Genomic DNA, 20,223 nt, shown 5'->3' on the forward strand with positions numbered 1-20,223 from the left:
CCCGAACCCAAACCGCCCGCACCGGCCCCCGCTCCGGCCCCTGCGCCGAAGCCCCCACCGGCGCCGGCTCGGGAGCCGGAGTAGCGGTAGGCGCCGGCGCGGGCTCAGCTGCCCGGACGGAGCGGCGGGTGAACTGCTTGCCGGCTGACGCACCCGCTGCCGTGTCGGCAGCGCCCGCAACCGGCGAGCCCGCGGCGGGAGCCGCCCCGGTCCGCGCGGGCGCCGACGGGATCGACATGTCCAGTCGGCCCTCGATGCGCTCAATCCGTTGCAGCAGTGCGGCTTCGGTGTCGGCGGCCGACGGCAGCAGCAGCCGGGCGCACACCACCTCCAGCAACAACCGGGGAGCGGTGGCGCCACGCATCTCGCCGAGACCGGCATGCACCACTTCGGCATAGCGGGCCAGGGTGGCCGGACCCAGCCGGGCGGCCTGTTCGTGCATGCGCTCCAGCATGTCTTCGGGCGCGTCGACCACACCCTTGGCGACCGCGTCCGGGACCGCCTGCAGCACGATCAGATCCCGGAACCGCTCCAGCAGGTCGATGGCGAACCGGCGCGGGTCGTGGCCGGCGTCGACGACCGCCTCCACCGCCCCGAACAGCGATGCGGCGTCCCCGGCGGCCAGGGCGTCGACCGCCTCGTCGATCAGGGCGACATCGGTGGCACCCAGCAGTCCCAGTGCCCGTTGGTAGCGGACGTGGCTGGTGTCGGGGCTGCCGGGCATGGGCTCCGAGCCGGCCAGCAGCTGGTCGAGCACCGACAGGGTGTCGCGCGGTGAGCCACCACCGGCACGAATCACCAGCGGATACACCGCGTCGTCGACGGCGACGTTCTCCTGCTCGCAGATCCGGCCGATCAGTTCCCGCATGGTTCGCGGCGCCAGCAGCCGGAAGGGGTAGTGGTGGGTGCGGGAACGGATGGTCGGCAGCACCTTCTCCGGCTCGGTGGTCGCGAACACGAAGATCAGGTGGTCGGGCGGCTCCTCGACGATTTTGAGCAGCGCGTTGAAGCCCGCGGTGGTCACCATGTGCGCTTCGTCGATGATGAAGATCCGGTAGCGCGACTGGGCCGGCGCGTAGAAGGCGCGGTCACGCAGATCGCGGGTGTCGTCCACCCCGCCGTGGCTGGCCGCGTCGAGTTCGACCACGTCGATGCTGCCCGGCCCGTTGGGAGCCAGCGCCACGCACGAATCGCACGTGCCGCACGGCGTCGGAGTGGGACCCTGCACGCAGTTCAGCGATCGGGCCAGGATGCGCGCCGACGACGTCTTGCCGCAGCCGCGGGGTCCGGAGAACAGGTAGGCGTGGTTGATCCGGCCCGCCGACAACGCGGTGCACAGCGGTCCGGTGACGTGCTCCTGCCCCACCACTTCGGCGAAGGTTGCCGGCCGGTATTTGCGGTAGAGCGCCACGCCAGCAGGTTACTTGCTCGGCCCGACGACAGTGCACGCCCGGCAGGGCAAGCGCTACACCTTCGGGCGCAGATACCCCAGGGTGTTCCACATGGGGGTGACGTCACGCCAGTTCAGCGTCGCGAACAACCGGCCGCCGGAGTTCTGCTCGGCGACCTCATACTGCAGCAGGCTGCCGCTGCCCCGCACCGCGGTGACCACCGCAGCATGCCCGTGTTCACTGACGACCCCGCCGGGGCCGTAGACCACGACGTCGCCGACATGGGGCTCATTCAGCCCACCATCGAACGGCACCTGGTCGAAGTATTCGCTCAGGCCATTGGTGGGGAAATGGTGGTAGAGATCGAACGCATTACCGCTGGGGTCGGTATTTCGCCATAAACCCAGGGTCTGAATGTATTTCTGCACCAGCGGATAACACTGGCCATCGCCATACATGACCGGATGTCCCAACGCGGCCTCGGCGGCATCGTGACGGAAGCCGTCGAGTTGTTCGGCGGCCCGCAGCGGCAGGAATTCTCCCTCGCTGGGAACGGTATCTGCCGCCGCCTGCAGCAACGGCGGTTCGACCGGCCCGTCCGGTCCGACTACCGCCGCCTGCAGCGACGGCGGTTCGACCGGCACTTCCGGTGCGGCCTGAGCCGCGGGAAGCTGGCCCAGCCCCACGCCTATCGCCACCACCGCGCAACCGAAGGCACCGGCCTTGATCGCCATTTTCGCGCCTCCCTGGGCAATTCGACGGGACTGCTGACTCGACTGTCGTGAAACCTTATCGGCAACGGCCACCCCCGTTGCCGAATTTCGCAATGCGCTAGCCCAGCAGATGCTCGGCGGCGGCCAGCAGTGCACAGGTGGCTAGGCCGTCGACGGCGTTGCGCAGGTCGTCGATGGACGGGAACGACGGGGCGATCCGAATGTTCTTGTCCTCGGGATCCTTGCGGTACGGGAACGACGCCCCCGCCTCGGTGACCGCAATTCCGGCGTCCTTGGCCAGCGCGACGGTGCGCCGCGCGGTGCCCGGCCAAACGTCCAGGCTGATGAAGTAGCCGCCCTTGGGGTCGGTCCACGACGCGATCTTGGCGTCGCCGAGGCGGCTGTGAAGAATCTCCGCGGCCAGCTCGAACTTGGGCGCCAGGATCTCCTGGTGGCGGCGCATGTGCAGCCGCACGCCGTCAGCGTCGCCGAAGAACCGCAGGTGACGCAGCTGGTTGACCTTGTCCGGGCCGATCGAGCGCTTTCCGGCGTATTGCAGGTACCAGGCGATGTTGCCCAGCGAGCCGCCGAAGAAGCTGACGCCGGCGCCGGCGAAGGTGATCTTGGAGGTGGAGGCGAACACATACGGCCGGTTCGGGTTGCCGGCGGCCGCCGCCAGCCCCAGCACGTCGATCTGGTGGGGGAACTCGGTGGTCAGGGTGTGCACCGCGTAGGCGTTGTCCCAGAACAGCCGGAAGTCCGGCGCGGCGGTCTTCATCTGCACCAGCCGGCGCACGGTCTCCCAGGAGTAGGTGATGCCGGTCGGGTTGCCGAACACCGGCACGGTCCACATGCCCTTGATCGCCGGGTCGGCGGCGACCAGCTCTTCGATCAGGTCGACGTCGGGGCCGTCTTCACGCAGCGGGACCGGGATCATCTCGATGCCGAGGGTCTCGGTGATCGCGAAGTGCCGGTCATAGCCGGGCACCGGGCACAAGAACTTCACCACCGGTTCCTGGCTCCAGGGCCGCGGCGAGTCCACGCCCCCGTGCAGCATCGAGTAGACGACGACGTCGTGCATGAACTCGAGGCTGGCGTTGTTGCCGGCGATCAGGTTGGGCACCGCGATGCCCAGCAGCTCCCCGAAAATGGCCCGCAGCTCGGGCAGGCCCTGCAGCCCGCCGTAGTTGCGGGTGTCGGTGCCGTCGTCGCCGCGGTAGTCGTCCGGGCCGGGCAGGGCCAGCAGGCCGTTGGCCAGGTCGAGCTGCTCGGATGCCGGCTTGCCGCGGGTGAGGTCCAAGGACAGCTTCTTGGCCTGCAGTTCGGCGTAGTCGCGCTGGTAGCGCTCGTATTGCGCGGTCAGGTCGGCACGGTTCAGAGTTGGCAGCGACACGGGTGCGCCTTTCAGCGTGGAAGGCCCGGCATGAGGGGACCCCGCGCACCCGCCAGAGCCCATTGACCCTTGCTGCCTTCCGGCCCTGGGGGAGTTCACAGGATGGACGCCGCGCGGGGTCCACGGGCAAGTCTAGCGGTGGTCGCGAGCACGGCGAAGCCGGGCGCTGCGGGCCACCGCCATCAAGCCCAGCGGTGGTCGCGAGCACGGCGAAGCCGGCCGGGGAGAGGAGTGCGCGGACCCCGGCGACAGACTCAGCTACCATTGCCGACGGAGGATTCGCCTAGTGGCCTATGGCGCTCGCCTGGAACGCGGGTTGGGTTAATAGCCCTCAGGGGTTCAAATCCCCTATCCTCCGCGCCCGATTCAGGTGCGGCCGGACCGAAAGTTCGAGGTCCGGTCGCACCTGAATCACTACCTGACGAGCATGGGAGGTGGCGTGAGTCGTACCGTCGCCACGGTTTGGCACGCGTCGCTCTCGACCCTCGCCGTCATCCTCTACTTCCTGTTCGTCCTGCCGCGATGGTGGGAGCTGACCGGTTTCAGCACGCATGTGCTGGGAACCGTCCTGCGAATCCTTCTGGGTCTGGTGGTCGCGGCGATGGCCCTGCCGGTGGCAGCGGTGTTGAAGCAGTCCCGCAAGCCCGAGTTCGGCACCCCGCAGTTGGCGCTGTCGCTGAGGACGGGCTCGATCGTCGCGCACCTGGTGGCCGCGGTGTTGATCACCGGGACCGCGATCAGCGAGATCTGGTTGTCGCTGGACAGCTTCGGAGTGTGGCTGTTCGGGATCTACGGAGCCGCGGCCGCGATCGCCGTGTTGGGGATTGGCGCGTACTACCTGGCTTTCGTCGCCGAAATGCCGCCGCCGCCGCCCAAACCGATCAAGCCGAAGTCCGAGAAGAAGCCGCGTCGGTGGGGCAAGAAGTCCGGCGAGGCGAAAGCCGAGGACGCCGAGGACTCCGAGACCAAGGACGCCGAGGACGCCGAGGACTCTGACACCGATGCCGACGCGGGAGATGCGGCCGACGACGAGGCTGATGCCACGGAGATCGTCGAGCCGACGGAAGCCGACGAGCCGGCACCGGCCGACGACGACAAGCTGCGCCCGTCCGGCAAGCGGCAGGCGAAGAAGGGCCAGTAAGCCTCATCCGGCCCGGTTACCCTGAGGCTATGGCCGAGAACCTCGGCGCTTTCGCGAATGCGGCGCGAGCGCGGGAAGAGGAGCTCCTAAGCCGGCTGGCCACGGCGGTAGCGGCTGACAAAGAGTTCCAGACCATCCTGCAGCAGGCGCTGCGCAGCACGGCGCGTTCCCGGCAACGCCTGGATGCCATCGAGGCCGAGATCCGCGAGACGGCGGCGGCCTGGCCCGGCCTGGACACCCCCGCCGGTTCCCGTCAGTTCCAGCGCTTCCTGATCGCCAAGACCCGCGAAATACACCGGGTGGTCGCCGACGCCGCCGCCGACAGCCGGCACCGGACTCAGCTGGTGAAGACCCTGACCAACCACTACCGGCTGGGCACCGGCGAGGATGAGCAGGACCCCCATATCCGCCTGGTGGACAACACGATTCCAGCCGACAGCCAGCCGCACGATCCCACCATCGCCGGCGTGGGAAGCCCACCGATGCCGGAGCGGCAGGACGGTTCGCCCTATGACCTGGGCGCGACCATCCCCGGCACCGGCATCGTCATCACCGGCAACCCGGAAAGCGGCCACCCCCGGCTGCGTCTCCCCGGTCAACCCGATATCGACAACCCCTTCCCCGTCGATGACGGTTTCCGGGCGCTGCCGACCGGCACCGCCGTCGGCCCCGACGGTCAGCAATACGCGTTCTACAGCGTGCGCCCGTACGGGCCCGGCACATCACCAGACAACTACATCGCGCCGGAATCGCGGGTGCAGAACCTGGCTGATCCGGCAACGGATTTGGGACCGCTGCTGGGCACCCCGATCGGTTCGGACACCAAGGTGGGCATCTCCCAGGCCAGCGGCGTCTACGACCCGGCATCGGGAACCATGGTGATCGTCGGCAACGTCGGTCAAGACGGTCAGCGCACCCTGTGGCAGTCGGCCCCGGTCGCCGCCGGTGACCCGCCGCATGCCTGGATGAACAGCCTGCAGGAGGTGGGCACCTTCAACAATCTCGGCCCCGCCAACCGGGAGAATCAGATCGTGGCGCTACCGCAGGGCGGCTATCTGCTGGCCAGCGCGAGCGACGGCAGCCAGGTCGTGGGCGTGGCCGCGGGCAGTCCCCAGGGCCTGCTGCAGGCTCCCCCGCAAGACCTCACCGGCCCCGGTCTCGTTGCGAGCCCCGGCAATCTGCCGGCCTTCCCGTACGGGCCCAGCATCGTCAACGTCGAGACACTTCCCAACGGGCAAGAGCAGGTGACGATGCGAATCAGCACGTGGCCGACGCCGGAGGGCTGGCCGATCGGCCCAGATGCCCCGCCACCGCCCTATCACCCGCGGACCTACACGACCACTGTCACCGTCAACCCGTAGCGCAGGTGCGGGCCTGGCAGGCCCAAACAAGCCCTAGAACGCCGTGCTGCCCGACGGGCTCAGCACGAACCCGTGATGCCCGAGCGAGGTGTCCAGACAGGCGACCAGCTGGTCGGTGCCCACCGCGCAGGTGACGTTGCCGTAGGACAGCTTCTGTCCGACGCCCAAGAAGGCTCCGTTGGAGAATTGTCGGCCACAATCGGTCGATTCGCGGTTGAGCCGCAGCCCCGCCGCGCCCTGGGAGCGAACCGTGCCGATCACACAGCCGCCCGGCACCGGCGCGCCCGAGCCGAGCGGCGCGGTGGCCAAGCCCGGCATGTCGCCGTCGCACATGATGGCCTGCGACGATCCGGGTGCCGGCTCAACGGCGTCGAATTGGCAGGCGACGTTGTAGGGCGTGGCGAAGTTCACCCAGCGCCCCGGGCCCTTGGGCCCCGTCGAGATGTAGTTGTCCACCGGGACGGCGGCGAAGTCGTCCAGATTGGGAAACTCCGCAGGTTGAGCACCCACAGGTGACCCCGAGACCCCGAGAAGCAGTCCGCCCGCCGCGCCGGCGACGAGCAGAACCCGCATGACTCGGCGGTTGGGCATCGGTCTCCTGTTACGGCTTGGGGGCCCAGTCCCACACCGACATGTCGTCGCGCGGGTACTGACTGCAGGCCTCGGTCGACTTGGCGACGACGCCCTTGTTGTTGAAGAAGATCTTGGCGTGGTTGGGCCACGAGACCGTCAGCGGATCGGCGAAGTTGGTCGCCAGCTCCTCGGAGTAGGCCCGGCGCTGCTCGGGGCTCAGCGAGAAGAACCAGTGCATCTTGTCGATGGTGGCCTGCTGTACCTGCACCGGCTTGTTGTGCATGTCGATCATGTAGCGCTCGTAGTAGACCGGCGACAGGTCGCGGCTGGCGGCCAGCATCTGCTCGGCACTGCAGTCGGTGCGGATCACGCGACGCGGAATCGGGAAGTCATCCGTGGCGTCGGCGGAGGCGGTGGCCGGCAGCAGCACCGACGCCACGGCTGCGCCCGCGGCAGCAGCGGTCACGACGATGCCCCGCAGAGTCGGGCGATGCGTACGCATGGAGTCCACTGTAGCCATTCCCCCGGTCCTTTCACTCTGTTCGTTTTGCCACGCTCACCCCGCCGGTGAGACCGCTGAGTCGGGTGAAGCAGGTGAGGCGAACACGCGGCAGACAGGCCGCGGAACCCTGACGAACTCATCAGCGATGCTACATAACTTTAGCCATGCTACCTAATTGGTTTTCCGGCCGCCGAGCATGCGATCGCCCACAACCGGTTACCGCTTGTGGGCCAGCTCCTCGGTGTCGTCGGCGTCGCCGCCGCGCGCGAGGGCCGCGGCGGGGCGATGCTGGTCGGCCTTGCCGCCGATCTGCGGCAGCACGTTGATCGGCCACCAGAACCAGCGCCCCAGCAGCGCCGCGATCGACGGTGTCATGAACGCCCGCACGATCAAGGTGTCGAACATCAGACCCAGCCCGATGGTGGTGCCGATCTGGCCGATGATGCGCAGATCGCTGACCGCCATCGACGTCATGGTGAAGGCGAAGACCAGCCCGGCTGAGGTCACCACCTTCCCGGTGCCGCCCATCGCCCGGATGATGCCGGTGTGCAGGCCGGCATGGAGCTCCTGTTTGAACCGGGCCACCAACAGCAGGTTGTAGTCCGAACCCACCGCAAGCAGGACGATCACGCTCATGACCAGCACCAGCCAGTGCAGCTGGATGCCCAGCAGGTACTGCCACACCAGCACTGCCAACCCGAACGACGCCCCCAGCGACAGTGCCACGGTGCCGACGATCACCAACGCGGCGATCAGGGCTCGGGTGATCAGCAGCATGATGATGAAAATCAGGCACAGCGAGGCGATTCCGGCGATCAGCAGGTCATAGTAGGAACCGTCGTGCATGTCCTTGAACAGTGACGCGGTACCGCCGAGATAGATCTTGGCGTCCTCGAGCGGTGTGCCCTTGAGCGCTTCCTCCGCCGCGGTCCGGATCTGGTCGATGTGCGAAATGCCTTCGGCCGTAGCCGGATTGCCCCGATGCGAGATCATCATCCGAACCGCTTTGCCATCCGGGGAGATGAACATCTTCATGGCGCGCTTGAAGTCGGGGTTCTCGAACACCTCCGGCGGCAGGTAGAACGAGTCGTCGTTCTTGGCCTCGTCGAACGCCTTGCCCATCGCGGTGGCGTTGTCGCTCATCTCGTCCATCTGCTCGAAGATCCCGGACATGGTGCTGTGCATCGTCAGCATCATGATCCGCATGGTCTCCATGGTGTCGATCATCGGCGGGAACGTGGTCAGCATCTGCGGCAGCAGTGCGTCCATGTCACCCATGTGCGCGATCATCTTGTCCATGCTCTCGCTCATCGGGTCAACGCTGTCGACGATGTCGAACGCCGAGCGCAGCGAGAAGCAGATCGGGATGTCGTAGCAGTGCGGTTCCCAGTAGAAGTAGTTACGCATGGGCCGCCAGAAGTCTTCGAAATCGGCGATGTGGTCCCGGATGTCGTAGATCTGGGCCTGCAGTTCGTCCATGTCGACGATCATGTCGTGGGTGATGCCGGCCATCTGACTCATGTAGCCGTGCATCTGGCGCATGGTGGCGATGGTCTGGGCCATCGCCTCGGCCTGGGTCAGCATGTCGTCCATGCGCTTCTTCTGGAACTGCATGGTCTGCAGCTGACCGGCGTTCTGCATGCTGATCTGGAACGGGATCGAGGTGTGTTCCAGCGGGGTGCCCTGCGGGCGGGTGATGGCCTGCACCCGGGAGATGCCGACCACCTTGAAGATGGACTTGGCAAGCTTGTCGATGATCAGGAAGTCCGACGGGTTGCGCAGGTCGTGATCGGCTTCGACCAGCAGGATCTCGGGCAGCATCCGCGACTGCGAGAAATGCCGGTCGGCCGCGAAGAAGCCCTCGTTGGCGGGAATGTCTTTGGGGATGTACTTCCGGTCGTCGTAGGCCGGGTGGTAACCCGGCAGCGCCAGCAGGCCGACGGCCGCGATCGCCAGTGAGGCGACCAGAACCGGACCCGGCCACCGCACGATCACCGTCGCCACCCGGCGCCAGCCGCGCGTGCTCGTCGCGCGCTTGGGGTCGAACAGCCCGAACCGGCTGCCGACGGTGATGATCGCCGGGCCCAGCGTCAACGCGGCGAAGACCGAGACGAGCATGCCCACCGAACACGGGATACCCAGCGTGGAGAAGTAGGGCATCCGGGTGAAGTGCAGACAGAACACCGCTCCGGCGATGGTCAGACCCGAACCCAGGATGACGTGCGCGACGCCCTCAAATGCCGTGTAGTACGCCGACTCCCGGTCTTCGCCGGCCTGGCGCGCTTCGTGATAGCGGCCGATCAGGAAGATCGCATAGTCGGTACCGGCGGCGATCGCCAGCGAGACCAGCAGGTTGACGGCGAACGTCGTCAACCCGACCCAGTGATGGTGCCCCATGAACGCCACCACGCCGCTGGCCGCGTTCAGTTCCACGTAGACCATGCCCAGCAGCAGCGCCACCGTGATGATCGACCGGTAGACGAGCAACAGCATGGTCAGGATCACCAGGATGGTGACCACCATCATCTTGAACATCGACTTGTCGCCGGCGTGGTTCATGTCCTTGGCCAGCGCCGCGGTGCCGGTGACGTAGACGGTCAGCCCGGGCGGCTTCTGGACCGAGTCCACGATCTGACGAACGGATTCGACGGAATCGTTCGCCTTCGCCTGGCCGATATTGCCGACCAGGTTCAGTTGCACGTACGTCGCTCTGCCGTCGGGGCTTTGGGCGCCGACGGCGGTCATCGGATCGCCCCAGAAGTCCTGCACGTTCTGGACGTGGTCGGTGTCAGCCCGAAGCTTCTCCACCACTTCGGCGTAGTACTCGTGCTCGGCGTCGCCGAGCTCGTGGTCGGCCTCCAGCACGATCATCGCGGTGCTGTCGGAGTCCGACTCCTGAAAGACCCTGCCCATCTCCGTCATGGCCTGCATGGACGGGGCGTCTTGCGGACTCGCCGAGACGGCGTTCTGCCTGCCGACCTCTTCCAGCGGCGGGACGGTGGCCACGAGCACCGCGATCAGCGCCAGCCACGCCAGGATGATCGGTATGGCGAAGCGGCGGATGGTCCGTGCGATGAACGGTCGCTTCACCTGTTCGTCGGCGCGACGCGGTGCGGGCTGACTCATGCCGCCTTCAGCAGGCAGAAGGTGTAGGCGTTGACCTCGTTAGAGATTCGTTCCGCCTTCACTTCCCCGTCCACGGTGATGCGACAGCCGATGCTGTTGCTGTTGCCTTGGGCCATGATGCTTCCCACCACCGCGGCCTGGGTGGTGACGAGCTCGAGCTGCCACGGCAGGGCGACGTCCTGCACACGCTGGGGCTCGGAGTTGACGTCGAAATAGCTGATGTCGGCCACCGTTCCCGGCGGACCGAAGATCTCGTAGGTGATCCGCTTGGGATTGAACGGCTTGGTCTCGTCGAGCTGACCGTCGGAATAGGAGGGCCGATCCTCAGAACCGAACAGGCCGTGGATGCGCGTCACGGCGAATACGGCGACACCGACCACGGCCAATATCACCAGGGGTATCCACACCCGGCTCAGCACCTTGAAAATCGGAGTCCCCTTCACCAGACATCTTTGGGTACCCTAACCCACGTCGACGAGCGTAAGCGCACGCTACAACACTTCCGCGCGCGCCCGCAACGCACATCGTGTGCGTTATCCTCGCGCTGTGCGTCCGGCCACCTTCCAACGCGCCCGCAGCGACGAGAAGAAGCGTCAGCGGGCCGAAGCGCTGATGGAGGCGGCACGCTCGGTGGCCTCGGAGACCGGTGTCGCCTCGGTGACGCTGACGGCGGTCGCGAGCCGCGCCGGGGTGCACTACTCCGCGGTGCGGCGCTACTTCAGCTCGCACAAGGAGGTGTTGCTGCGACTGGCCGCCGAGAGTTGGGAGCGCTGGTCGGCCACCGTCTGCGCAGCGCTGAACGAGCCCGGCCCGATGTCGCCGGCGCGAGTGGCCACCACGCTGACCAGCGGATTGGTCGCCGACCCCCTGTTCTGCGACATGCTGGCCAATCTGCACCTGCACCTGGAGCACGAGGTCGACGCCGAGCGGGTCATGGAAGTGCGTCGCAAGAGCTCTGCGGCGGGGCTGGCCATGGCCGATGCCATCGAGCGGGCCCTGCCCGGCCTCGGCAAGGAAGGCGCGCTGGACCTGCTGCTCGCCGCGTACTCGCTGGCGGCGCCGTTGTGGCAGATCGCCCATCCCCCGGCAGACCTCGCCGATGACGACGCGCTTGAATCTCAGGTTCCGGCGGAGTGGAATGTGGACTTCGCCACCGCATTGACCCGGCTGCTCACCGCCACCTGCCACGGCCTCTTGCGGCCGCGTACTGACTGACGGCGGACAGCTCCCTCGCCGATCCCGAGCCGAACATCCGGCCGCCTTGCAGGGCTTTCGCGGCCGTGGTATCAGAAATCTGTATCAGGAAATACAGATTTCCTTTCGGGAGTTGGGGAGGTTATGTGTCGCAAATGTTCACCGGCCGGACTGCGGACGCGTTCGCTGCGCGCCCCGCCGTCGCACGGCCACCACTGGGTGTTTCCGATCGGAGTCGCGGGGTACTCAGCCGCCAGGCATTTCTCGGCGAGAACCGCGACACCGACAAGCAGTGACACCAAGCCCGTTTGATCGACGTCAGGGGGCGGCGGGAAACGAAGCGGCCAACGCCTGACTGACACCAGTTCAGCCGGCAATGTGACAGCGCATCGCCGGCCGACCGCGTCACGGAGGTACTGCGCATGGTCAAGGCGTGCATCGCCTCGCTGCTCGCGTTGAGTTCTGCCGCGTGCATCGCGCTCGGCGACATCCTGCAGCAGCGCGCCGCGTATCGCTTCAACGGACAACACCTGGGTTATCTCGACCTGCTGGCGCGATTGGTCCGCGACCGGCAGTGGCGTTGGGGCGCGGTGCTGCTGGCCGCGAGCATCGGACTGCAGGCCGCGGCCCTGAGCCAGTACTCGGTACTGCTGGTGCAGGCGCTGCTCGTGCCCTCGGTGCTGTTCGCGCTGGTGATCAATGCCCGGTGGACCCACCGACCGATGAGCGCCTACGAGTGGACCTGGGGCGGCCTGCTCACCGCCGCCGTCATCGCGATCGTCACCGTAGGACACCCCCGCCCCGGCCTTTCCGAGGTGCCCGGCCACACCTGGGCCACCGTGGCTGTGGTCTTCGGGCCGCTGCTGCTGGCCTGCATCGCCTACACACGACATCGACACGGCGCCCTGTCAGCGGTCCTGCTGGCATTCGTGGCGGGATCGCTGTGGGGGGTGTTCGCCGTCCTCGCCAAACAGGTCACCGGCATGCTGGGCGACGGGCTGGCCGAAGTGGCCCGCGCACCTGAGCTCTATGGCTGCCTGCTGGCCGTGGCCGGCGGCCTGGTGTTGGGACAGGCGGCGTTTCGGGCCGGGCCGCTCACCGCGTCCATGCCGGCGCTGGAGGTGTCGCAGCCGGTGGTGGCGGCGGCACTGGGCGTCTGGCTTCTGGGCGAGACGATCAATACCGGCCGCCTGCCGCTGCTCATCTTGTCAGCGGCGTCGCTGGTGATGGTGACGGCAATCGTCAAGCTCGCCCGTGTCGAAGCCGCCGAAGCGAACGAGAACCCGAATGGCGGGCAGGTTCGGAGACCGCCGACAGGCTCGGGCACACCGCAGCGTGTGACCGCGTAAGCCGAACAGCAGAAGGGAGGCCGGAGATGCTGCGAGCAGTCACTCGACTTGCCATCGCCGCCCCGCGCCGGACCGTTGCGTTCGCCGCGCTGTTCGCGCTGGCGGCCGCGATCTTCGGGCTCCCGGTGGTGAACCAGCTCTCGGCGGGCGGCTTCCAGGACCCGACGTCGGAGTCGGCCCAGGCAACCGAGCTGCTGCGGGACAAGTTCGACCAAACCGACCAGAAGATGCTGCTGGTGGTGACCGCCCCCGGTGGTGTTCGCAGCGAGCAGGCCCGCGCCGTCGCCACCGAGATCGTCGACCACCTGAAGCACTCGGAGTGGGTGCTCGACGTCTCCTCGGCGTGGACGTCGCCGCCACGGACCGCCGACGCACTGGTGAGCAAGGACTCGCGCTCGGGGTTGGTGGTGGCCAACCTCAAAGGCGGGGAGAACGAGGCCCCGAAATACGCCGAGCAGCTCGCCCGCGACCTGGCCTATGACCGCGATGACGGCGTCACCGTTCAAGCCGGCGGCATGGCGGTGGCCTACGCCCAGATCACCCGGCAGAACGAACACGACCTGTGGCTGATGGAAGCCCTCGCGATTCCCCTGAGCTTCGCGGTGTTGGTCTGGGTGTTCGGCGGCCTGGCCGCGGCAGTGCTGCCGATCTGCCTGGGCGCCTTGGCAATAGTCGGCACCATGTCGGTGCTACGGCTGATCAACGCCGTGACCGAAGTGTCGACATATGCGCTGGATCTGAGCATCGCGATGGGCCTGGCCCTCGCCATCGACTACACCCTGCTGATCATCAGCCGCTACCGCGAGGAACTGGCCCAGCGCAGCGACCGGGAACAGGCACTGCTGCAGACCATGACGACCGCTGGGCGCACCGTGTTGTTCTCGGCCACCACGGTGGGGTTGTCGATGGCGGTGATGGCCCTGTTCCCGATGACGCTGTTGAAATCGGCCGCCTACACCGTGGTGGCCACCGCGGCGATCGTGGCGATAGCCGCGGTGGTGGTGACCCCGGCGGCCATGGTCCTGCTGGGGCCGCGACTCGATGCCCTCGACGTACGCGGTCTGACACATCGCGTGCTGTTCGGCATGGCACCCAGGCGCGGTCCGGCCTACGAGCTGGCCGGTTGGGTGTTCTGGTACCGGTCGACGAAATTCGTGTTGCGCCACGCAGTTCCAGCCGCCACCGCCGTCGTGGCGCTGTTGCTGTTGCTCGGCGCGCCGTTCCTCGGCGTGAAATGGGGGTTCCCCGACGAGCGGGTGCTGCCCGAATCCGCGTCGTCGCGGCACGTCGCCGAGATGCTGGAGAACGACTTCGTCAGTGACGTGGGTATCGCGGTGTCCGTGGTGATCCCCGATGCCGACGGGCTGAGCGCCGCAGACCTCGGGCGATATGCGGGCGAGCTCTCGCGGCAGCCGGACGTTGCGGCGGTGACCGCACCCACCGGAACGTACGTCGCCGGGCACCGGAGCGGTCCACCGGCCGCACCCACCGGCATCGCCGACGGCAGCGCGTTCGTGACGGTGGCCAGCACCGCCCCGTTGTTCTCCGACGCCTCCAACGCCCAACTGGACCGGCTGCACGAGGTCGCCGCACCGCAGGGACGCTCGGTGCAGCTGGCGGGATTGGCGCAGACCAACCGCGACAGCATCGACGCACTCACCACCCGGTTGCCGGTCGCGCTCGGGCTGATCGCCGTGGTCACCTTCGCGCTGCTGTTCGTACTCACCGGCAGTGTGGTGCTGCCGTTGCAGGCGCTGGCCTGCAATCTGCTGTCCCTGACGGCCGCATTCGGCGCCATGGTGTGGATCTTCCAAGACGGGCACCTCGGGGCATTGGGCACCACACCCACCGGCACCTTGAACGTCAACATCCCCGTGTTGCTGTTCTGCATCGCCTTCGGGCTGTCCATGGACTACGAGATCTTCCTGATCTCGCGGATACACGAATACCTGATCGCCGCCAAAGCCGCCTCGCCACCGCGGACCCCTGCCGAGGCCCGGGCCGCCATCGACACCAGCACCACCCTCGGCCTGGCCGGCATCGGCCGGGTGGTCACCGCTGCGGCCCTGGTGATGTCGATTTCCTTTGCCGCACTGATACCCGCGCACATCTCCTTCATGCGGATGCTCGGGCTCGGACTGACGCTGGCCGTGCTGGCCGACGCCACCCTGGTGCGAATGGTCCTGGTGCCGGCCTTCATTCATCTGGCCGGCCCATGGACCTGGTGGGCGCCCAAACCCGTGGCGCGGCTGCATCAGCGCTTGGTGCCCGGCCGTAGGGCCGCCGCGGCCGGACCGCCCGGATTTGCCGGTGCGCCAACGCGGTCCGCTGCAACACCTGACCCGGAGTGCGTCGGCGTCCCGCCGTGACATGGACCGACGCACCGATCTCTGAGCAGCCACCAAGGAGGGACGATGAACACCACGGACAACATCAGGATCCGACTGGCCACCGATGAGGACTGGCCGGCGGTCTACCGCAATCAGGCCCGCATCTACGGGACCTCGGCGGACACCGGGGACATCGAGGCGTGGAAACGGCGCGTCAAGCTGGGCGACATCCTGGTCGCCGAAGACGTCTCCGATCCCCAGCACCCGTTTCTGGTCGGCACCTCGCTGTACTACCGGCTGCACCTCACCGTTCCGGGCGGCGCCAGCCTGGACGCCGCCTGGCTGGCCATGATCACCGTCGCCGCCACCCATCAGAACAGGGGAATCTGGCAACAGATCAGCGCGCAGGGCTTCGGGATCCTGCAGGAGCGCGGCTATCCGATTCTGTGCGGTGTTCCGACCCAGCCGCCCGCCTACGAGATCATGGGCGCCGGCGTCGCCAGCTACTGCCGCAAGTACCACGTCGACCCGCACTCAGCGGAACTGCGCACTCCGCCGGGCACCAACCGGGCGCGCGAGGTGACCGCCGACGAGGCACGGCATCTGCTGCCCGAACTCTTCGACCGCTGGTGCGCCAAGACCCACGGCGAACTGACCCGCGACGCCGCCTGGTGGGACGACTTCTTGGAAGACCGTGAGTCACAACGCGATACCGCGTCACCGCTGAACTTCGTCATCCATCCGGACGGGTTTCTGACCTACCGGGTGATGGGGGCGCGGGCACACGCGTTTCGGCCGCCGTTCGGCACCGTGGTCATTCAGGACTTCTGCCCCATCACCGATGAAGCCCATACCGAACTGCTCGCCACACTGTCCGGCTTCGAGATCTTCGACAACATCGTCATCGAAGTCCCGGTCGACGATCCGCTTCCCCTCAAGCTCAAGGATCAGGCGGCGGCCAAGACGGCGGGGCTCAGCGATTTTCTGTGGATCAGGATCATGAAGGTGCCCGAAGTGCTCGCCGCCCGCACCTACTCCGCCGATGTCGACCTGGTCCTGGAGGTCGAGGACCCGCTGACCGTCGCCGGGGGACGATTCCGCCTGCAGACCCGCGACGGCATGGGCAAATGCACGCCCGATGACGGTCCCGCCGACATCCGACTCGGCCTCGGCGAGCTGGGCACCATCTTCATGGGCGCCCATCGCGCTTCCGAGCTGCACCGGGCACACCGCATCACCGAACTGCGCGACGGGGCGATGCGCGAGCTGGACGCGGCCTTCTGCACCGAGCGGGCACCGCACTGCAGCACGCTCTTCTGACGCGCTACCTGCGGTCGGTGTCGCGACTGGGCTGCACCCGCTTGGGTTCGCCCGGCATCTTGGGGTAGTTCGGCGGGTAGGGCATATCCCCCAGGCCGCGGCCTTCGTCGGCGGCGACCAACTCGAACAGCGGATCCAGCGACTGTTCGAGGTCGTCGATGCTGCTCCACGGGTCACCGCGCCGAGCGATCAGATCCGGCACGGTGCTGATCGTGTAATCGTCTGGATCGGCCCCCTCGGCCAGCTCGTCCCAGGTCAACGGCGTGGACACGGTGGCGATCGGGGTGGCGCGCGCCGAATATGCCGACGCCATAGTGCGGTCGCGGGCGTTCTGGTTGAAGTCGACGAAGATCCTTGAGCCGCGTTCTTCCTTCCACCATGCGGCGGTGACCGCCTCCGGTGCGCGTCGCTCGATCTCGCGAGCCAGCGCGATACCGGCCCGGCGGACCTCGATGAAGTCCCAGTCAGTCTTGATCCGCAGGTAGACGTGCAGCCCGCGGCCGCCGGAGGTCTTGACGTAGCCGACCAGCCCGAGTTCGTCGAGCAACGGGCGCACCACCTCCAGCGCGACCGCACGGGCCTCGACGAAGCCGGTGCCCGGTTGCGGGTCCAAGTCGATGCGCAGCTCGTCGGGGTGGTCGGTGTCGCTGCAGCGCACCGGCCACGGATGGAAGGTCACCGTGCTCATCTGCACGGCCCACAGGATGTCGGCCGGCTGGGTGACCTTGAGGACGTCGGCGGTACGGCCGGAGGGGAACGTCACCTGGCAGGACTGCAGGTAATCGGGGTGCCCCCGCGGTAGCCGTTTCTGGTAGACCTCATCGCCGTCGATGCCGTCTGGGAACCGCTGCAGATGGCTGGGCCGGTCGGCCAGGGCGTGCAGCAGTGGTCCGCTCGCCACCGCCAGGTAGTAGTCGGCCAGTGCCCGTTTGGTGCCACCCGCCCCCAGCCGGGGAAAGTACACCTTGTCGCCGCTGGTGAATCGGACCGCGGTGCCCGCGACGTCCAATTCCTCGGCCTGCTTCGATTTGGCCACCTCAGGTCTCCAGTACGTCACCGAGGTCGTAGTTCAGCGGCGCCTCGAGCTGGTCGAAGGTGCAGCTGGCCGGATCCCGGTCGGGCCGCCACCGCACCAGCTTCACGGTGTGCCGGAAGCGATCCCCTTCCATCTGGTCGTAGGCGACCTCGGCGACGCGCTCGGGCCGGATCGGGACCCACTGTTTGTCGGCGGCCGAGTTCCACCGGCTCGGCTCCCCGTCGCGGACGTCGCCGAGGCGCAGCGGCTCCAGCTCGTTCAGGAGCTTGAGCCGGTCGGCGTCGGTGAACGCCGACGAGCCGCCCACCATCGCCAACTCGCCGTCGGGGCGGTACAGACCCAACAGCAGCGAGCCGATGCCGACACCGCTCTTGTGGATGCGGTAGCCCATCACCACGCAGTCGGCGTCGCGGTGGTGTTTGACCTTGACCATCTCGCGCTTGCCGGGCAGGTACGGCCCGTCGGTCCGTTTGGCGACCACCCCGTCCAGCCCGGCGCCTTCGAATGTGGTGAGCCAGCGGGTGGCCTGTTCGGGGTCGGCGGTGGCACGGGTGATGTGACAGCTCTTGCCCCCGGTGATCAGATCCGACAGCGCGTCGCGTCGCACCCGAAACGGCTCGCCCAGCAGCGACGCCGAACCGGTGGCCAGTGCATCGAAGGCGATGAACTGCGCCGGAGTCTGTTCGGCCAGCAACCGCACTCGGCTCTCTGCGGGGTGAATCCGCTGGCTCAGCGAGTCCCAGTCCAGCCGGGTACGCCCGCCGATCCGGCGCGGCACCACCACCTCGCCGTCGAGCACACAGCGCGGGGCGGTCTCGGCGCGCAGGGCCTCCAGCAGCTCCGGGAAGTAGCGGCTCAGCGGCTTGCCGTTGCGGGACTGCAGCAGCACGTCGTCGCCGTCGCGAAACACGATGGCGCGAAAGCCATCCCATTTGGGTTCGTAGGACCAGGACCCGGGTGCTCCGCTGTCACTGGGGACCTTGGCGGCCGCCTTGGCGAGCATCGGGGCCACCGGCGGTGCCACGGGCAGGTCCATGGTGTCCATCATGGGCGTTGGCGAGGCATCTGTCACCGAAGGCGCAGTGTCGGGCGTCGCTGGGCCGTCATCGCCTGACCGCGAGCCGGAATCTGACGACACGACACGCCGCTATTGCGTCGTCAGATTCCGGCTCGGGGTGCGACGGGGCGGCGTCAGCGGCGTCGCCGGGGTACGACGGGGCGGCGCCACCGACGTCACCGCCGCAGGAACTCCACGATGTGGCGGGCGAGTTCTTCGCCGGCGTCCTCCTGCAGGAAATGCCCGGCGTCGTGGATCACCGGGTGCGCGCGGCCGTGTGCGCCGACCATCTCGCGCTCGAAGATCGGGGCCATGGCCCCGGTGATCGGGTCACCGTCGCTGAACGCGACCAGCATCGGGGTCTGCGAGGAGCACAGCGCCGCCCAAGCCGCCCGGTTGGCCGGGGCCGCGGGATCCTCGGGTGTGGTGGGAATCAGCGACGGCATGGTGCGGGGGCCGACGCAGTAGCTGTCGTCGGGGAACGGGGCGTCATAGCCGGCCCGAACGGCGTCGCTCATCGGCCGGCGGCATCCGGCCTGAACAAACCAGCCGACGTTGATCGTCGGCGCGGTCTGGATCGCCTCCCGGAAGCGCCACCAGACCTCCGGCATCGGGATGTCCCCGGTGGGCAGACCGGTGTTGGCCACCACCACGCCGGAAAACCGGTCCGGGTTCTCGGCCAGCACCCGCAGCCCGATCAGCCCACCCCAGTCCTGGCCCACCAGCGTGACATTGCGCAGGTCCAGGACGTCGAACGCCAGCGCACGCATCCACTCGACATGGCGCGCATAGGTGTGGTCCTCCGCGAGGGTGGGCTTGTCGGAACGTCCGAAGCCGACCAGGTCCGGGCAGATGACCCGATACCCCGCCTCGGCCAGAATCGGCATCATCTTGCGGTACAGAAACGACCACGACGGTTCGCCGTGCAGCATCAGGATGGGGTCCCCGTCGTCGGGACCGTCTTGCACCCACGCCACCCGTAGCGTGCCGCCGTCATCGTCGTCGAGGTCGCAATACTGCGGCGGGTAGGCGAAATCCGGGAGTCCGACGAACCTGTCGTCGGGCGTGCGCAGCGTCTGCATGAGGCGACGATACCGTGTCGGTATATACCCCCCGGGGTGTTTTGATACACTGGTGTCAACCCGACCGAGGAGGCCTCATGTCCGTGGCGATCAGCACTGCTGTGACCGGCGCCGATTTCGACGCAGTCGCCGAGAAGACCCGAGAAGTTTTGAAGGACAACGGTTTCGGTGTACTGACCGAAATCGATATGCAGGCGACACTGAAAGCCAAGCTCGGCGAGGATATGGAGCGCTACCTCATCCTGGGCGCCTGCAATCCGCCGCTGGCGCATCGGGCCGTGACCGCCGAGAAGCGCATCGGGGTGCTGCTGCCCTGCAACGTCGTGGTCCGCGAAGACACCGAGCACCCGGGCACGGTGCTGGTGGAGGCCATGAATCCGGAGCTGATGGCCCAGGTCCTCGACAATCCGGCGGTGGCGCCGATCGCCGACGAGGTGAGCGAGAAAATCCGCAACGTCATCGATACCCTGGCGGGTGCGTTGCGCACCACCTGAAAGGAACCGCCCATGTGCTACCCCGTGCCGTGCCGAGTCTGCGGCAAGATCACCTGGGACGGCTGCGGGGAGCACATCGCGGAGGTACGCGCTCAGGTGCCGCCGGAACAGTGGTGCGGGGGCCATCAGGAGGCAACGCACTCCTGACTGAACCCCTGGCT

At 67.5% G+C, this 20,223-nt stretch carries 18 protein-coding genes, 1 tRNA gene and 1 other RNA gene; 9 read left to right on the plus strand and 11 right to left on the minus strand.

Annotated features, from left to right (window positions below; genetic code table 11):
* From AWC18_RS20340 to ffs, 4 genes are all read right to left on the minus strand, one after another.
* On the minus strand, nt 1-1,411 hold a 1,411-nt coding region (locus AWC18_RS20340; RefSeq protein ID WP_109560158.1), incomplete at its 3' end, for a DNA polymerase III subunits gamma/tau.
* Nucleotides 1,412-1,465: 54 nt separating this feature from the next.
* The gene (locus tag AWC18_RS20345; RefSeq protein ID WP_085139923.1) at nt 1,466-2,125 is read right to left on the minus strand and encodes a CHAP domain-containing protein; all 660 of its coding nucleotides are present in this window, start codon (nt 2,123-2,125) and stop codon (nt 1,466-1,468) included.
* A gap of 97 nt (nt 2,126-2,222) precedes the next feature.
* Nucleotides 2,223-3,497, minus strand: coding sequence for an aspartate aminotransferase type Ic (locus AWC18_RS20350; RefSeq protein ID WP_085139924.1), 1,275 nt, complete (start codon nt 3,495-3,497; stop codon nt 2,223-2,225).
* A 30-nt stretch (nt 3,498-3,527) separates the two neighbouring features.
* An RNA gene (gene ffs, locus AWC18_RS20355) (signal recognition particle sRNA small type) lies at nt 3,528-3,622 on the minus strand.
* A gap of 147 nt (nt 3,623-3,769) precedes the next feature.
* Between ffs and AWC18_RS20360 the strand changes: the two genes are divergently transcribed.
* The 3 genes from AWC18_RS20360 to AWC18_RS20370 all read left to right on the plus strand — a co-directional run bounded on the left by AWC18_RS20360 (nt 3,770) and on the right by AWC18_RS20370 (nt 5,999).
* Nucleotides 3,770-3,855: transfer RNA gene (locus tag AWC18_RS20360), tRNA-Ser, on the plus strand.
* Nucleotides 3,856-3,936: 81 nt separating this feature from the next.
* A complete protein-coding gene (lucA, locus tag AWC18_RS20365) occupies nt 3,937-4,638 on the plus strand; it encodes a lipid uptake coordinator LucA (RefSeq protein WP_085139957.1) in 702 nt (233 codons plus the stop codon).
* A 29-nt stretch (nt 4,639-4,667) separates the two neighbouring features.
* Nucleotides 4,668-5,999, plus strand: a complete 1,332-nt coding sequence (locus tag AWC18_RS20370; RefSeq protein WP_085139925.1) for a DUF4226 domain-containing protein — start codon at nt 4,668-4,670, stop codon at nt 5,997-5,999.
* 33 nt (nt 6,000-6,032) lie between these two features.
* On the opposite strand, the gene AWC18_RS20375 is transcribed toward AWC18_RS20370, so the two are convergent.
* The 4 genes from AWC18_RS20375 to AWC18_RS20390 form a co-directional block, all read right to left on the minus strand.
* Nucleotides 6,033-6,590: a hypothetical protein gene (locus AWC18_RS20375; protein ID WP_085139926.1), complete on the minus strand. Its 558-nt coding sequence runs from the start codon at nt 6,588-6,590 to the stop codon at nt 6,033-6,035.
* 10 nt (nt 6,591-6,600) lie between these two features.
* Nucleotides 6,601-7,083, minus strand: coding sequence for a DUF5078 domain-containing protein (locus tag AWC18_RS20380; RefSeq protein WP_234784406.1), 483 nt, complete (start codon nt 7,081-7,083; stop codon nt 6,601-6,603).
* Between the two features lie 207 nt (nt 7,084-7,290).
* Nucleotides 7,291-10,200, minus strand: a complete 2,910-nt coding sequence (locus tag AWC18_RS20385; RefSeq protein WP_085139927.1) for an MMPL/RND family transporter — start codon at nt 10,198-10,200, stop codon at nt 7,291-7,293.
* Nucleotides 10,197-10,619: an MmpS family transport accessory protein gene (locus tag AWC18_RS20390; RefSeq protein WP_085139958.1), complete on the minus strand. Its 423-nt coding sequence runs from the start codon at nt 10,617-10,619 to the stop codon at nt 10,197-10,199. The genes AWC18_RS20385 and AWC18_RS20390 overlap by 4 nt, the downstream gene beginning before the upstream one ends.
* A 109-nt stretch (nt 10,620-10,728) precedes the next feature.
* Here AWC18_RS20390 and AWC18_RS20395 point away from each other — a divergent pair, with 109 nt between their 5' ends.
* The 4 genes from AWC18_RS20395 (at nt 10,729) to AWC18_RS20410 (ending at nt 16,393) form a co-directional block, all read left to right on the plus strand.
* Entirely contained in the window at nt 10,729-11,415 is a 687-nt protein-coding gene (locus AWC18_RS20395) for a TetR/AcrR family transcriptional regulator (protein WP_420093375.1), read from the plus strand.
* A 401-nt stretch (nt 11,416-11,816) separates the two neighbouring features.
* A complete protein-coding gene (locus tag AWC18_RS20400; RefSeq protein ID WP_167659261.1) occupies nt 11,817-12,743 on the plus strand; it encodes a DMT family transporter in 927 nt (308 codons plus the stop codon).
* A gap of 26 nt (nt 12,744-12,769) precedes the next feature.
* Nucleotides 12,770-15,112, plus strand: coding sequence for an MMPL family transporter (locus tag AWC18_RS20405; RefSeq protein ID WP_085139928.1), 2,343 nt, complete (start codon nt 12,770-12,772; stop codon nt 15,110-15,112).
* 45 nt (nt 15,113-15,157) lie between these two features.
* A complete protein-coding gene (locus AWC18_RS20410; RefSeq protein WP_085139929.1) occupies nt 15,158-16,393 on the plus strand; it encodes a GNAT family N-acetyltransferase in 1,236 nt (411 codons plus the stop codon).
* A 4-nt stretch (nt 16,394-16,397) separates the two neighbouring features.
* Here the strand turns inward: AWC18_RS20410 and AWC18_RS20415 are convergent, their stop codons facing one another.
* From AWC18_RS20415 to AWC18_RS20425, 3 genes are all read right to left on the minus strand, one after another.
* Nucleotides 16,398-17,429: a DNA polymerase domain-containing protein gene (locus AWC18_RS20415; RefSeq protein ID WP_085139930.1), complete on the minus strand. Its 1,032-nt coding sequence runs from the start codon at nt 17,427-17,429 to the stop codon at nt 16,398-16,400.
* 1 nt (nt 17,430) lies between these two features.
* Nucleotides 17,431-18,474 (minus strand): ATP-dependent DNA ligase, encoded by a 1,044-nt coding sequence (locus AWC18_RS20420; RefSeq protein WP_085139960.1) that lies wholly within the window; start codon nt 18,472-18,474, stop codon nt 17,431-17,433.
* Between the two features lie 188 nt (nt 18,475-18,662).
* On the minus strand, nt 18,663-19,568 hold the full coding sequence (locus AWC18_RS20425) for a haloalkane dehalogenase (protein ID WP_085139931.1): 906 nt from the start codon (nt 19,566-19,568) through the stop codon (nt 18,663-18,665).
* 77 nt (nt 19,569-19,645) lie between these two features.
* Here AWC18_RS20425 and AWC18_RS20430 point away from each other — a divergent pair, with 77 nt between their 5' ends.
* Both AWC18_RS20430 and AWC18_RS22385 read left to right on the plus strand, forming a co-directional pair.
* Entirely contained in the window at nt 19,646-20,062 is a 417-nt protein-coding gene (locus AWC18_RS20430) for a DUF302 domain-containing protein (protein ID WP_085139932.1), read from the plus strand.
* Between the two features lie 12 nt (nt 20,063-20,074).
* Nucleotides 20,075-20,209, plus strand: a complete 135-nt coding sequence (locus AWC18_RS22385; RefSeq protein ID WP_526022697.1) for a DUF8730 family Cys-rich protein — start codon at nt 20,075-20,077, stop codon at nt 20,207-20,209.
* Nucleotides 20,210-20,223: the final 14 nt, after the last annotated feature.

This window comes from Mycolicibacter nonchromogenicus (genome assembly GCF_002101775.1).
Lineage (GTDB): Bacteria > Actinomycetota > Actinomycetes > Mycobacteriales > Mycobacteriaceae > Mycobacterium > Mycobacterium nonchromogenicum.